The 13,878-nt window shown below is 66.4% G+C and carries 13 protein-coding genes and 1 pseudogene; 6 read left to right on the top strand and 8 right to left on the bottom strand.

Features of this window, described 5'->3' with window-relative positions:
• Nucleotides 1-15 precede the first annotated feature (15 nt).
• Genes aat through A9977_RS00840 form a run of 3 tightly spaced genes read left to right on the top strand, consistent with a single transcriptional unit; the run spans nt 16 to nt 2,348 of the window.
• Complete coding sequence (gene aat / locus A9977_RS00850; protein ID WP_183022970.1) at nt 16-768, top strand: leucyl/phenylalanyl-tRNA--protein transferase; 753 nt, start codon at nt 16-18, stop codon at nt 766-768.
• Complete coding sequence (locus tag A9977_RS00845) at nt 765-1,511, top strand: arginyltransferase (protein ID WP_183022969.1); 747 nt, start codon at nt 765-767, stop codon at nt 1,509-1,511. The genes aat and A9977_RS00845 overlap by 4 nt, the downstream gene beginning before the upstream one ends.
• A 42-nt stretch (nt 1,512-1,553) precedes the next feature.
• Nucleotides 1,554-2,348: an IclR family transcriptional regulator gene (locus A9977_RS00840; protein ID WP_183022968.1), complete on the top strand. Its 795-nt coding sequence runs from the start codon at nt 1,554-1,556 to the stop codon at nt 2,346-2,348.
• Nucleotides 2,349-2,570: 222 nt separating this feature from the next.
• On the opposite strand, the gene A9977_RS00835 is transcribed toward A9977_RS00840, so the two are convergent.
• The 7 genes from A9977_RS00835 to A9977_RS00805 form a co-directional block, all read right to left on the bottom strand.
• Nucleotides 2,571-3,740, bottom strand: a complete 1,170-nt coding sequence (locus A9977_RS00835) for a serine hydrolase (RefSeq protein WP_183022967.1) — start codon at nt 3,738-3,740, stop codon at nt 2,571-2,573.
• Between the two features lie 114 nt (nt 3,741-3,854).
• The gene (locus tag A9977_RS00830; RefSeq protein ID WP_183022966.1) at nt 3,855-5,393 is read right to left on the bottom strand and encodes a 2-isopropylmalate synthase; all 1,539 of its coding nucleotides are present in this window, start codon (nt 5,391-5,393) and stop codon (nt 3,855-3,857) included.
• A gap of 54 nt (nt 5,394-5,447) precedes the next feature.
• Nucleotides 5,448-7,148, bottom strand: coding sequence for a 2-isopropylmalate synthase (gene leuA / locus A9977_RS00825; protein ID WP_183022965.1), 1,701 nt, complete (start codon nt 7,146-7,148; stop codon nt 5,448-5,450).
• A gap of 180 nt (nt 7,149-7,328) precedes the next feature.
• Nucleotides 7,329-8,153 carry a CDP-diacylglycerol--serine O-phosphatidyltransferase gene (gene pssA, locus A9977_RS00820; protein ID WP_183022964.1) on the bottom strand — a complete coding sequence of 275 codons (825 nt, stop codon included), beginning with the start codon at nt 8,151-8,153 and terminating at the stop codon, nt 7,329-7,331.
• 162 nt (nt 8,154-8,315) lie between these two features.
• The gene (gene ilvC, locus A9977_RS00815; protein WP_183022963.1) at nt 8,316-9,332 is read right to left on the bottom strand and encodes a ketol-acid reductoisomerase; all 1,017 of its coding nucleotides are present in this window, start codon (nt 9,330-9,332) and stop codon (nt 8,316-8,318) included.
• A 44-nt stretch (nt 9,333-9,376) separates the two neighbouring features.
• Nucleotides 9,377-9,868, bottom strand: coding sequence for an acetolactate synthase small subunit (gene ilvN / locus A9977_RS00810; protein WP_183022962.1), 492 nt, complete (start codon nt 9,866-9,868; stop codon nt 9,377-9,379).
• Between the two features lie 121 nt (nt 9,869-9,989).
• Nucleotides 9,990-11,768, bottom strand: coding sequence for an acetolactate synthase 3 catalytic subunit (locus A9977_RS00805; protein WP_183022961.1), 1,779 nt, complete (start codon nt 11,766-11,768; stop codon nt 9,990-9,992).
• Between the two features lie 287 nt (nt 11,769-12,055).
• On the opposite strand from A9977_RS00805, the gene A9977_RS00800 reads away from it, so the two are divergent.
• The 3 genes from A9977_RS00800 to A9977_RS00790 are packed head-to-tail and all read left to right on the top strand — an operon-like array spanning nt 12,056 to nt 13,764.
• Nucleotides 12,056-12,622: an RNA polymerase sigma factor gene (locus tag A9977_RS00800; RefSeq protein WP_183023343.1), complete on the top strand. Its 567-nt coding sequence runs from the start codon at nt 12,056-12,058 to the stop codon at nt 12,620-12,622.
• A complete protein-coding gene (locus A9977_RS00795) occupies nt 12,619-13,041 on the top strand; it encodes a DUF3619 family protein (RefSeq protein ID WP_183022960.1) in 423 nt (140 codons plus the stop codon). Before A9977_RS00800 ends, A9977_RS00795 begins: the two co-directional genes overlap by 4 nt.
• Before the next feature lie 33 nt (nt 13,042-13,074).
• Nucleotides 13,075-13,764: a DUF3106 domain-containing protein gene (locus A9977_RS00790; RefSeq protein WP_183022959.1), complete on the top strand. Its 690-nt coding sequence runs from the start codon at nt 13,075-13,077 to the stop codon at nt 13,762-13,764.
• A 20-nt stretch (nt 13,765-13,784) separates the two neighbouring features.
• Here the strand turns inward: A9977_RS00790 and A9977_RS34120 are convergent.
• Nucleotides 13,785-13,871: pseudogene (locus tag A9977_RS34120) on the bottom strand (DUF3106 domain-containing protein); the annotation flags it as partial.
• Between the last annotated feature and the right edge of the window lie 7 nt (nt 13,872-13,878).

Here is a 13,878-nt window from a genome sequence, read left to right as displayed (position 1 = left end):
GTGTATACCTGCACCATGCAACTCCCCTGGCTCGCGCCCGGCGCACCCCTTCCCGACCCGGCCCTGAGCTGGGGCCCCGCCGATCCGGTGCCCGGCCTGCTGGCCGGCGGCGGCGCGCTCGACGTCCCCACGCTGCTGGACGCCTACAGCCACGGCATCTTTCCCTGGTTCAGCGACGACCAGCCCATCCTCTGGTGGAGCCCCGATCCGCGCATGACGCTGGCGCCGGCGGCCTTCCGGCTGCACCGCTCGCTGCGCAAGGTGCTGCAGTCTTTTCGCGCCGACGCCCGCTGCGAAATCCGGATCGACCACGACTTCGATGCCGTGATCCGCGCCTGCTCGGCGGCGCCGCGCCACGGCCAGTCGGGCACCTGGATCGTGCCGGACATGGTCGCGGCCTACGGCGCGCTGCACCGGGCCGGCCATGCCCACAGCGTCGAGACCTGGATCGACGGCGAACTCGTGGGCGGGCTCTACTGCGTGGCCATCGGCCGCGCGGTGTTCGGCGAATCGATGTTCGCGCGCCGCACCGACGCCTCGAAGATCGCGCTGGCGGCCCTGGTGAGCCTGTGTCGCCGCCACGGCGTCGCGCGCATCGACTGCCAGCAGAACACGGCCCACCTGGCCAGCCTGGGCGCCGAGGAAATGCCGCGCGCGCGCTTCGTCGAGCATGTGGGAAGGGCCCGCGGCGAGCCCGGACCCACCTGGCGTTTCGAGCCCGTATACTGGTCCGAACTGTTGCCCGCACGCTCTTCCACGGCCCTGTGACGCACCTCAAGGAACTTCCGCTCCACACGTTGCAGTTCTATGCAACGGCACCCTATCCGTGCAGCTACCTGCCGGACCGGCAGGCGCGCTCGCAGGTCGCGACCCCCAGCCACCTGATCCACAACGACGCCTACTCCGACCTGGTGCGCAGCGGCTTCCGGCGCAGCGGCATGTTCACCTACCGCCCCTACTGCGACGGCTGCACGGCCTGCGTGCCGCTGCGCGTGCGGGTCGGCGACTTCAAGCCCAACCGCAGCCAGCGCCGCGCCACGACGCAGCACGCCGGCCTGCAGGTGCGGGTGCTCAAGCTGTGCTTCGTGCCCGAGCACTACCAGCTCTACCTGCGCTACCAGAACGGGCGCCACGCCGGCGGCGGCATGGACCACGACAGCATCGACCAGTACACCCAGTTCCTGCTGCAGAGCCGCGTGAACTCACGCCTGGTCGAGTTCCGCGAGACGGGCGCCGACGGCCAGCCCGGGGCGCTGAAGATGGTGTCGATCCTCGACGTGCTGAACGACGGCATCTCGGCGGTCTACACCTTCTACGAGCCCGAGGACGGCACCGCGTACGGCAACTACGGGGTGCTGTGGCAGATCGCGCAGGCGCGCCAATTGGGCCTGCCCTACGTCTACCTCGGCTACTGGATTTCGGGCAGCCCGAAGATGAATTACAAGGCGCGCTATGCGCCGCACGAAGTGCTGATCGACGGTCAGTGGCAGCCCGGTGATTTCACAAAGTAAAATCACGGCTCGGTCTTTCCGAGGCCCTACTGCGCTGCGCACATGAGAAAACCACAATCAGACGTTCCTGCCACGCCGGTCATCCAGGTCATCGAACGCATGTTTTCGCTGATCGACGTGCTGGCCTCGCGCGAGGAAGCCATCTCGCTCAAGGAGATCAGCGAGAAGACCGGGCTGCACCCCTCGACCACGCACCGGATCCTCAACGACCTGGCCGTGGGCCGCTTCGTCGACCGGCCCGAGGCCGGCAGCTACCGCCTGGGCATGCGCCTGCTGGAGCTGGGCAACCTGGTCAAGGGCCGCCTCAACGTGCGCGACGCCGCGCTCACGCCCATGCGCGAACTGCACAAGCTCACGCAGCAGCCGGTCAACCTCAGCATGCGGCAGGGCGACGAGATCGTCTACATCGAGCGCGCCTACAGCGAGCGCTCGGGCATGCAGGTGGTGCGCGCCATCGGCGGCCGCGCCCCGCTGCACCTGACCTCCACCGGCAAGCTCTTCCTGGCCGCCGACGACCCCCAGCGCGTGCGCAGCTACGCCACCCGCACCGGCCTGGCCGGCCACACCCGCAACAGCATCACCCAGCTGCCGCTGCTGGAACGCGAACTGTCGAAGGCCCGCCAGTACGGCATCGCCCGCGACAACGAGGAGCTGGAACTGGGGGTGCGCTGCATGGCGGTGGGCATCTACGACGACCAGAGCAAGCTGGTCGCCGGCCTGTCGATCTCCGCCCCCGCCGACCGCCTGGACGAAGGCTGGCTGCCCAAGCTGCAAGCCACCGCGAGCGAGATCTCCAGCGCGCTGGGCTACAACCAGAACGCGCCGACGGCGCCCTGAGGCGCCGTCGAGAGAGACCCAAGGTCCCGGTTTTCATTCCAGGGACACCGCAGATCCGGCTTTGCCGGGCTGCTGGTGTCGCCCCCTTGAGGGGGGAGTCGAAGCGACACGAAGTGCGCGAGACCTCGGGGGTGGGTCCAGTGACACCGCGGAACTGGCTTTGCCAGGCCGCCGGTGTCGCCCCCTTGAGGGGGAAGCGCCGAAGGCGCTTCGGGGGTGGGCTCAGTCCCCGGCGATGTGCTGCGCAGCCGCCTGCATCGACGGCGACATCATGTGCTTGGCCTCGACCCAGCGGCGCACGCGCTCGGCGTCGCCGATGCGGCTCAGCTTGCCGGCCGAATCCAGGAACACCATGATCAGCTTGCGGCCCGCGACACGGGTCTGCATCACCAGGCACTGGCCCGCCTCGGAGATGTAGCCGGTCTTCTGCAGGCCGATCTCCCATTCCGGGTTCTTCACCAGCCGGTTGGTGGTCGTGTACTGCAGCATGCGGTTGCCGACTTCGACCTGGTAGCCCGGCGAGGTCGACAGTTCGCGCACCGTGGCATCGGCCGAGGCCGCGTTGACCAGCAGCGCCAGGTCCTGCGCACTGGCCTGGTTGCGGCTCGACAGGCCCGTGGGCTCGACGTAGCGGGTGTCCTTCATGCCGAGCATGCTGGCCTTGGCGTTCATCATGCTCACGAAGGTCGCCAAACCGCCCGGATAGGTGCGGCCCAGCGCATGCGCGGCGCGGTTCTCGCTGGACATCAGCGCCAGGTGCAGCAGTTCGCCGCGCGACAGGGTGGCGCCGATGCGCAGGCGCGAGCTGCTGCCCTTCTCAGTGTCGACGTCGTCCTGGGTGATGGTGATCAGTTCGTCCATCGGCAGGTGCGCCTCGCTCACCAGCAGGCCGGTCATGAGCTTGGTCAGCGACGCGATGGGCAGCACCGCATGGTCGTTCTTGCTGAACAGCACTTCACGCGTGTCCTGGTCGATCACCAGCGCGGCGCTCGACTTCAGGTCGAGGGCGTCGCCGGTGTGGTGCAGGCCCGCGAGCTGGCCGTAGGACAGGCGCGGCGCCGCTTCGGCCACGCGCACCACCGAACGACGCTGCACCGCCACCACGGTCTTGCCGTTCTGCTTGCGGATCGTGGCGACCACGTTCTTGCCGCCGCGCACGCTGCGCTCGGCCTTTGCGGGCACAGCCTTGGCATTGCGCTGCGCGGCGGGTGCAGCGGCCTTGCGCTTGCTGGTGTCGGCGGAGGATTGGGTCTTTTTCGCGGCCACCGGGCGCTTGGCGGCGGCGTGCGCCGCGGGCGCGATGAAGGCGGCCGCGCACAGGGCTGCCGTGACGAAACGAAGGGCCGCGCGGAAACGCTGGGGTGAAACTCGGTGGGAACGGGCTTCGGGCATCAAGGAATCTCCAGCGGCGACAAGGACCCGCAGTGTATCGAAATCAAAATAAGCGCGCAATAACAGTTACTTGCGCCCTTTTCTTCACTCGAAACAAAAGGATCGCTTCACAACCTACCCTTGCGCCGCCACTCTCTCAGCTTGGCTCTGTAACTTGTTGAGCGCACTCAAATAAGCCTTGGCGGAAGCCACCACGATGTCGGGATCCGCCCCGACGCCGTTGACGACCCGTCCGGCGTTTTGCAGCCGAACCGTGACCTCCCCCTGACTTTCGGTCGATCCGCTGATCGCATTCACCGAATAAAGCACCATTTCCGCCCCGCTTTTCACGTGACTCTCGATGGCCTTGAGCGAGGCATCGACCGGGCCGTTGCCGTCCGAGGTGCCGGTGACTTCGCGGCCTTGGACCGTGAAGACCACCCGGGCCTGCGGCCGCTCACCGGTTTCGCTGTGCTGCGCCAGGGAGACGAAGCCGAACTGCTCACCAACGTTCGACCCCTCCTCGTCGCTGACCAGCGCGAGGATGTCTTCGTCAAAAATTTCGCTTTTCCGGTCGGCCAGCTCCTTGAAGCGGGCGAAGGCGGTGTTGATGTCCGCCTCGCTCTCCATGGTCACGCCCAGTTCGACCAGGCGCTGCTTGAAGGCGTTGCGTCCGCTGAGCTTGCCCAGCACGATCTTGTTGTGGCTCCAGCCCACGTCCTCGGCCCGCATGATCTCGTAGGTGTCGCGGGCCTTGAGCACGCCGTCCTGGTGGATGCCCGAGGCATGGGCGAAGGCGTTGGCGCCAACCACCGCCTTGTTGGGCTGCACCACGAAGCCGGTGGTCTGGCTGACCATGCGGCTCGCGGCCAGGATGTGCTGGGTGTCGATGCCCAGGTCGAGCCCGAAGTAGTCGCGGCGGGTCTTGACCGCCATCACGATCTCCTCGAGCGAGCAGTTGCCGGCACGCTCGCCCAGGCCGTTGATGGTGCACTCGACCTGGCGCGCGCCGCCGATCTTCACGCCGGCCAGCGAGTTCGCCACCGCCATGCCCAGGTCGTTGTGGCAATGCACCGACCAGATCGCCTTGTCGCTGTTGGGGATGCGCTCGCGCAGGGTCTTGATGAAATTGCCGTAGAGCTCGGGAATGGCGTAGCCCACGGTGTCGGGCACGTTAATGGTGGTCGCGCCCTCGGCGATCACCGCCTCGAGCACGCGGCACAGGAAGTCCACATCGCTGCGGTAGCCGTCTTCCGGGCTGAACTCGACGTCGCCGACCAGGTTGCGCGCGAAACGCACCGACAGCTTGGCCTGCTCGAAGACCTCGTCGGGCGACATCCGCAGCTTCTTCTCCATGTGCAGCGGCGAGGTGGCGATGAAGGTGTGGATGCGGCCGCTGGCCGCGCCCTTGAGCGCCTCGGCGGCGCGTGCGATGTCGCGGTCGTTGGCGCGCGACAGCCCACAGATGGTGGAGTCCTTGATCGCGCCCGCGATCAGCTTCACCGCCTCGAAGTCGCCGTTCGAGCTGGCGGGAAAGCCGGCCTCGATGACGTCGACCTTCAGCCGCTCGAGCTGCTTGGCGATGCGCAGCTTCTCGTCCTTGGTCATGGACGCGCCTGGCGATTGCTCGCCGTCACGCAGGGTGGTGTCGAAAATGATCAGCTTGTCGGTCATCGTGGCGCTCCGTGGTTCTGGCGGGCGAGCCGGCGCCGAGCGCCGGCCCTTTTTTCAGGCGGTTTCAGCCACCGATTGTGCGCTGGCCGCGCCCTGGGCCCGCGCCCGCTCCAGGCCCGACACGATCGCCTTGAGCGAAGCCGAGACGATGTTGGCGTCGATGCCCACGCCGAACAGCGTCTGCTGGTCGATGCGCAGCTCGAGGTAGGCCACAGCCTGTGCGTCGGCGCCGGCACCGATCGCATGCTGGTGGTAGTCGATCACGCGGATCGCGTGGCCGGTGTGGGTGGCGAGGGCATGGATGAAGGCATCGATCGGGCCGTTGCCGCGGCCTTCGATGGGCCGGATCTCGCCCTCCCAGGGCAGGTCGCCGCGCAGAAGCACCGAGGCAGCGGCGCCCTCGCCCTGCTCCTCGAGCACGCGATGCTGCAAGGCCTGCACGGTCTTCAGGCCGTACTCGCGCTCGAACAGGGCGTAGAGATCGGCGGCGGTCAGCTCCTTGCCGCCCACGTCCATCACGCGCTGCACGACCTGCATGAATTCCATCTGCAGGCGGCGCGGCATCTCGATGCCGTATTCGCTCTCGAGCAGGTAGGCCATGCCGCCCTTGCCCGACTGGCTGTTGACGCGGATCACGGCCTCGTAGCTGCGGCCCACGTCCTTCGGGTCGATCGGGAGGTAGGGCATGTCCCAGATGTCGCCTTCCTTGCGCGCCGCGAAGGCCTTCTTGATCGCATCCTGGTGCGAACCGGAAAACGAGGTGTAGACCAGGTCGCCGACGTAGGGGTGGCGCGGGTGCACCGGGAGCTGGTTGCAGTGCTCGACCGTGGCGCGGATCTCGTCGATGTTCGAGAAGTCGAGTTCGGGCGAGACGCCCTGCGTGTAGAGGTTGAGCGCCACGTTCACCAGGTCGAGGTTGCCGGTGCGCTCGCCGTTGCCGAACAGGCAGCCTTCGATGCGCTCGGCGCCGGCCATCAGGGCCAACTCTCCGGCGGCGGTGCCGGTGCCGCGGTCGTTGTGCGGATGCACGCACAGGATGATCGCATCGCGCCGTTCCAGATGACGGTGCATCCACTCGATCATGTCGGCGAAGATGTTCGGCGTGGAGTGCTCGACCGTGGTCGGCAGGTTGACGATGCACTTGCGCTCGGGCGTGGGCTGCCAGACGGCGGTGACCGCATCGACCACGCGTTTGGAGAACACCACGTCGGTGCCCGAGAACATCTCGGGCGAGTACTGGAAGGTCCACTGCGTGCCCGGCTGCTTGGCGGCGCAGTCGTTGAACATCTGTGCGTGCGTGGTGGCGAGCTCGACGATCTGGTCTTCGTCCATGCCGAGCACCACGCGCCGCATGATCGGCGCCACAGCGTTGTAGAGGTGGACGATGGCGCGCGGCGCGCCCTGCAGAGCCTCGAAGGTGCGCGTGATGAGGTGGTCGCGCGCCTGCGTCAGCACCTGGATCGTCACGTCGTCGGGGATGCGGTCTTCCTCGATCAGCTTGCGCACGAAGTCGAATTCGACCTGCGAGGCGGAAGGGAAACCGACTTCGATTTCCTTGAAGCCGATGGCCACGAGGGTCTCGAACATGCGCATCTTGCGGTCGATGTCCATGGGCTCGACCAGCGCCTGGTTGCCGTCACGCAGGTCCGTCGACAGCCAGATAGGCGCCTTGGTCAGAACGGCGTCGGGCCAGGTGCGGTCCTTGAGGCCGATCGGTGCAAAGGCGCGGTATTTGGCTTGCGGTTGCTTCAACATGACGATTCTTTCGATGGGTGGTGGAACCACCAGCAACCCCAAAAACAAAACGGCCCGTTGCTGGTGCGAACGGGCCGTGATGAGGGATATGCGCGCGCGCTACCGTCTCCGCCCGAAGGGGATGGCTAGTAGGGACAGCGAAATCTTGTTCATGGAAGCCGTGAATGTAGCAGCCGCAGCCTACTTGTGCAAGCCGCGTTCGTCGGGCTCGTCGGTGGACATGCTGATCAGGCTCACCTGCTGGCCCTTGGCCTTGCGCCAGGCATAGACCACGAAGCCACTCAGGCCGTAGGCCACGAACACACCGAACAGCACGGTCGGCGGGTGGATGTTGATCACCGCGATGCCCAGCGCGATCAGCACGATCACCGCGAAGGGCACGCTCTTCTTCATCTGCACGTCCTTGAAGCTGTAGAAGGGCGCATTGGTCACCATCGACAGGCCGGCGTAGAGCGTGAAGGCGAAGGTCAGCCAGGTGATCTGGCTCCACGAGAGGTACAGCACCTCGCCGCCGCGCTTGCCCCATTCGGTCATGAGCCAGATGAAGCCCGCGACCAGGGCCGCGGCCGCCGGCGAGGGCAGGCCCTGGAACCAGCGCTTGTCGACCACGCCGGTGTTGACGTTGAAGCGTGCGAGCCGCAGCGCCGCGCAGGCGCAGTAGACGAAGGCCGCGATCCAGCCCCAGCGCCCCAGGCCCTTGAGCGACCACTCGTAGGCGATCAGCGCGGGCGCGGCCCCGAAGGACACCATGTCCGACAGCGAATCCATCTGCTCGCCGAAGGCGCTCTGCGTGTTGGTCATGCGCGCCACCCGGCCGTCGAGGCTGTCGAGGATCATCGCGGCGAACACCCCCAGCGCCGCCAAGTCGAAGCGCGCGTTCATCGCCATCACGACCGAGTAGAAGCCGCCGAACAGCGCCGCCAGCGTGAACAGGTTGGGCAGGATGTAGATGCCCTTGCGGCGCTTGCGCGGCGCGATGTCGTCGGGCAGCGTGTCGTCATGCATGAAGACGGCCTCCGGCAGCGGTGGCACGGGGCTTCGCAGCCTTCGAAGTCATGACGTAACGAGGGGTGAAATTCATCGGCAGCAGTGTAGTTCAGGCGCCCTGCGCGCCCGGAATGGAAAAAGGCCACCGGGTGGTGGCCTTTGGGAGCGGATGCGATCCGATCAGTTGCGGGTCTGGTCGACCAGCTTGTTCTTCTTGATCCAGGGCATCATGGCGCGCAGCTGCTCGCCGACGATCTCGATCTGGTGCTCGGCGTTGATGCGGCGGCGGCTGATCAGCGCGGGCTGGCCGGCAGCGGCTTCGAGCACGAAGCTCTTGGCGTATTCGCCGGTCTGGATGTCCTTGAGCACCTGCTTCATGACCTTCTTGGTCTCGTCGGTCACGATGCGCGGGCCCGTGACGTACTCGCCGTACTCGGCGTTGTTCGAGATCGAGTAGTTCATGTTGGCGATGCCGCCTTCATAGATCAGGTCGACGATCAGCTTGAGTTCGTGCAGGCATTCGAAGTACGCCATCTCGGGCGCGTAGCCGGCTTCCACCAGCGTTTCAAAACCGGCTTTGATCAGCTCGACCGTGCCGCCGCACAGAACCGCTTGTTCGCCGAACAGGTCGGTCTCGGTTTCTTCGCGGAAGTTGGTCTCGATGATGCCGGCCTTGCCGCCGCCGTTGGCGGTGGCGTAGCTCAGCGCCAGGTCACGGGCCTTGCCGCTCTTGTCCTGGTGCACGGCCACCAGGTGGGGCACGCCGCCACCTTGCGTGTAGGTGCTGCGCACGGTGTGGCCCGGGGCCTTGGGAGCGACCATCCACACGTCGAGGTCGGCGCGCGGCTGCACGAAACCGTAGTGCACGTTGAAGCCGTGGGCGAAGACCAGCGAAGCGCCTTCCTTGATGTGGGGCGCGACGTCGTTCTTGTAGACGTTGGCGATCTGCTCGTCGGGCAGCAGGATCATGACGATGTCGGCGGCCTTGACCGCGTCGGCCACTTCGGCGACCTGCAGGCCGGCCTTGCCGACCTTGTCCCACGAGGCGCCGCCCTTGCGCAGGCCGACCACGACCTTCACGCCGCTGTCGTTCAGGTTCTGTGCGTGTGCGTGGCCTTGCGAGCCGTAGCCGATGATCGCGACGGTCTTGCCCTTGATGAGGCTCAGATCGGCGTCCTTGTCGTAATAAACCTTCATGATTGCTCCTTCGTTGATCCGTTGGGTGTGAGTGAACTGCAAAACTAGACGCGCAGGATGCGCTCGCCACGCCCGATGCCGCTGGCACCGGTACGCACCGTCTCGAGAATGGCGCCGCGATCGATGGCCTCGAGGAAGGCATCGTTCTTGGCGTGATCGCCGGTGAGCTCGATCGTGTAGCTCTTGTCGGTGACGTCGATGATGCGGCCGCGGAAGATCTCCGCCATCCGCATCATTTCTTCGCGCTCCTTGCCGACCGCACGCACCTTCACCATCATGAGCTCGCGCTCGGTGTAGGCGCCTTCGGTCAGGTCGACCACCTTGACCACTTCGATCAGGCGGTTCAGGTGCTTGGTGATCTGCTCGATCACGTCGTCCGATCCGGCCGTCACGATGGTCATGCGCGACAGGCTCGGATCTTCGGTGGGCGCGACGCTCAGCGATTCGATGTTGTAGCCGCGGGCCGAGAACAGGCCCACGACGCGGGAAAGAGCACCGGGCTCGTTTTCCAGCAGGACGGCAATGATGTGTTTCATGTGTGCGAACTCCTCTTTTCGCCGCCCTCCCCCGCGCACGGTAATGCGCGGGCTCGGCGGGCAATAGATTCGTCGAAAGGTGTGGAGTGAACCGGGACCGTCGCCGGCCCCGAACTTGGGCTCAAAGGTCTTCGGAACCCAGCAGCATCTCGGTGATGCCCATCCCGGCCTTGACCATCGGGAACACGTTCTCGGTGGGGTCGGTGCGGAAATCCATGAACACGGTGCGGTCCTTGAGCTTGCGCGCCTCGCGCAGCGCCGGCTCCACGTCCTGCGGCCGTTCGATCAGCATGCCGACGTGGCCATAGGCCTCGGCCAGCTTCACGAAGTTGGGCAGCGCGTCCATGTAGCTGTGGCTGTAGCGGCCCGAGTACTCGATCTCCTGCCACTGCCGCACCATGCCGAGGTAGCGGTTGTTCAGCGCGCAGATCTTGATCGGCGTGTTGTATTGCAGGCAGGTCGAGAGCTCCTGGATGCACATCTGCACCGAGCCTTCGCCGGTGATGGTGAACACCTCGGACTCCGGCTTGGCGAGCTTGATGCCCATCGCGTAGGGAATGCCCACGCCCATGGTGCCCAGGCCGCCCGAGTTGATCCAGCGGCGCGGCTCGTCGAAGCGGTAGTACTGCGCGGCCCACATCTGGTGCTGGCCCACGTCGGACGTGATGTAGGCATCGGCGTCCTTGGTCATGTTCCAGAGCGTCTCGACCACGTACTGCGGCTTGATCACGTCGGTGTTGCCGCGGTCGTACTTGAGGCAGTCCTTGCTGCGCCAGCTCTCGATGGTCTTCCACCAGTCGGCCAGCGCGCCGGCGTCGGGCTTCTGCGTGGCTTCGCGGATCATCGAGATCAGCTCGGTCAGCACGTCCTTGACGTCGCCCACGATCGGGATGTCGACCTTGACGCGCTTGGAGATGCTCGACGGGTCGATGTCGATGTGGATGATCTTGCGTTCGTTCTGCGCGAAGTGCTTAGGGTTGCCGATCACGCGGTCGTCGAAGCGCGCGCCCACGGCCAGCAGCACGTCGCAGCCCTGCATCGCGTTGTTGGCCTCGATCGTGCCGTGCATGCCCAGCATGCCCAGGAACTTGCGGTCGCTCGCGGGATAGGCGCCCAGGCCCATCAGCGTGTTCGTGACCGGGTAGCCCAGCATGTCGACCAGCGTGCGCAGCTCGTTGGTGGCGTTGCTCAGCAGCACGCCGCCGCCGGTGTAGATGTAGGGGCGCTTGGCGTTGAGCAGCAGCTGCAGCGCCTTGCGGATCTGGCCGCCGTGGCCCTTGCGCACCGGGTTGTACGAACGCATCTCGACCTTGTCGGGATAGCCGTGGTACGGGACCTTCTTGAAGGAGACGTCCTTCGGGATGTCCACCACCACCGGGCCCGGACGGCCGGTGCGGGCGATGTGGAAGGCCTTCTTCATCGTCATCGCCAGGTCCTTGGGATCCTTGACGAGGAAGTTGTGCTTGACGATGGGGCGGGTGATGCCGACCGTGTCGCACTCCTGGAAGGCGTCGAGCCCGATGGCGGCCGTCGGCACCTGGCCCGAGATGATCACCATCGGGATGGAGTCCATGTAGGCCGTGGCGATGCCCGTGACCGCATTGGTCAGGCCCGGACCGGAGGTGACCAGCGCCACCCCGACTTCGCCGGTGGCGCGCGCATAGCCGTCCGCCGCATGCACGGCCGCCTGTTCGTGGCGCACCAGCACATGCTGAATCGTGTCTTGCTTGTAGAAAGCGTCGTAGATGTAGAGAACCGCACCGCCGGGGTAGCCCCAGATGTACTGGACGCCTTCGGCCTGGAGGGCCTTGACCAGCACCTCTGCGCCCATGAGTTCTTGGGGTGCGCCGCCTGCAGACGCGGCTGCAGCGGAAGCGATCTCCGCCTTGGAGATTTCCATGATGATCAACCTTTCGAGTTTTCGGGAACGAAAAACCTTGGGTGCCCCTTGCCAACCCTTGTGAGGTCGCGTCAGGACTTGAGGCCAAAGCCATGGGCGAACTGATGTTTCGCCGGACCTTGACCCGTTTGCCTTTGAATTGCAGCGCGCATTATGACACCGAAGGCCGACACCCCCCGCACCGCCGACGCCAAAGCGCACACGATGCAATAATCCAGCCCGACAAGAGCACCGCTTGCGCGGGTCACGAGAATCCCCCACACGGCGCGGCAAAGCGCCCTCTTCCGTTGGCTACCGAACAAGAACTGTCCGATTTTCTGAAAAGCGTGGAACGCCGAGCCTTCAAGCGCTCGATCTACCACGTGCGGGACGAGGAAGCCGCGCTCGACATCGTGCAGGACAGCATGATGAAGCTGGCGGAGCATTACGGCGACAAGCCGGTCGCCGAGCTGCCGATGCTGTTCCAGCGCATCCTGTCGAACTGCACCCTCGACTGGTTTCGCCGGCAGAAGACGCGCCGGGCGCTGTTCTCCAACCTCAGCGACTTCGAAACACCCGACGACAGCGGAGATTTCGACCTGCTGGAGAACTTCGTCTCGCCGACCGACTCCAGGGAGACGGAGAGCACGGAGACGACCACCGAGCGCGCGCAGGTGTTCCATGAAATCGAAGAACAGATCGCGGCTTTGCCCGGCCGTCAACGCGAGGCTTTCCTGATGCGTTATTGGGAGGAAATGGATGTGGCCGAGACGGCTGCGGCCATGGGCTGCTCCGAAGGCAGCGTCAAAACCCACTGCTCGCGCGCCGTCCATGCGCTGAGCAAAGCGCTCAAGGCCAAGGGAATATCGCTATGAACATCTCGCTTCCGCCCTCCGGTCAGACCCCGGAGGCGCAATTCGGCCGCCGTGTCGCGGCCCGCCTGTCCGCCGGCACGGACGCGTTGCCGCACGACATCGGCGAACGCCTGCGCGTCGCCCGCGCCCAGGCGCTGGCCAAGCGCAAGCTGCCGGCCCGCGCGGCCCCGGTCGTGGTGGCCTCCCATGGCGGCACGGCCACGCTCGGCAGCATCTGGTGGACCCGCCTCGGCGCCGTCGTGCCCCTGGTCGCCCTGGTGGCCGGGCTGATCAGCATCAGCGTCTGGCAGGACGACCAGCGCACCAGCGAGCTGGCCGACCTCGACTCGGCCCTGCTGACCGACGCCCTGCCCCCGGCCGCCTACACCGACCCGGGTTTCGCGCAATTCCTCAAATCCGAAGCTGCCCAGCCTCAGTGACACCTGTTCATCCCGAACGCCATTTTTCTCCGCATGCCGCTTCACCCTGCCTCCCGTCCGCACGCTCCGTCCAAGTCGCTCTCTGCACGGCGCCCGGGTGCGGTGCTGTGCGCTGGCGCGGCGCTGGTGCTGGCCCTCGGCGGATGGACTGCGATCGCCTGCGCCCAGGGCCCGTCCGCGGCCGCGGCCGCGTCGTCCCCTTCAACCACCAAGGCGCCCTCGAAGCCCCTGTGGCGTGATCTGGGTGCCAAGCAGCAGCAGGCCCTGTTGCCGCTGGCCGCGCACTGGGACGGCCTCAGCGAGGCGCACAAGCGCAAGTGGCTCGCCTTCTCGCGCAACTTCGCGCAGCTGTCGCCGGCCGACAAGACGACCCTGCACAGCCGCATGACCGAGTGGGCGTCCCTGAGCCCGCAGCAACGCGCCCAGGCGCGTTTCAACTTCGCCGAGGTCAAGCAGGTGCCGGCGGACGAGCGCAAGGCCAAGTGGGAGGCCTACCAGGCGCTGACGCCCGAAGCCCGGCGCCAACTGGCCGAGCGCGCGGCGCCCCGCCCCCCCGGCGCGGCCACCACCATCCGACCGGTGCCGGCCCAGAAGCTGGCGCCCGTGCTCTCGGGCGGCACCAAGGGCCAGCACACGGCCCGGATCGAACTGACACCCCCACCGCCGCCCGGCGCCGCGCGCTCGGCCAGTTGGCGCCGGGCTTCGGGCGTCAGCGCCTGGTAGGCCTCCCACTTGGCCTTGCGCTCGTCCGCCGGCACCTGCTTGACCTCGGCGAAGTTGAAACGCGCCTGGGCGCGTTGCTGCGGGCTCAGGGACGCCCACTCGGTCATGCGGCTG

Source organism: Variovorax sp. UMC13 (genome assembly GCF_014170375.1).
Lineage (GTDB): Bacteria > Pseudomonadota > Gammaproteobacteria > Burkholderiales > Burkholderiaceae_C > Variovorax.
The sequence above is the reverse complement of the archived record's forward strand: the minus strand, read 5'-3'. Positions and strand labels throughout refer to the sequence as shown.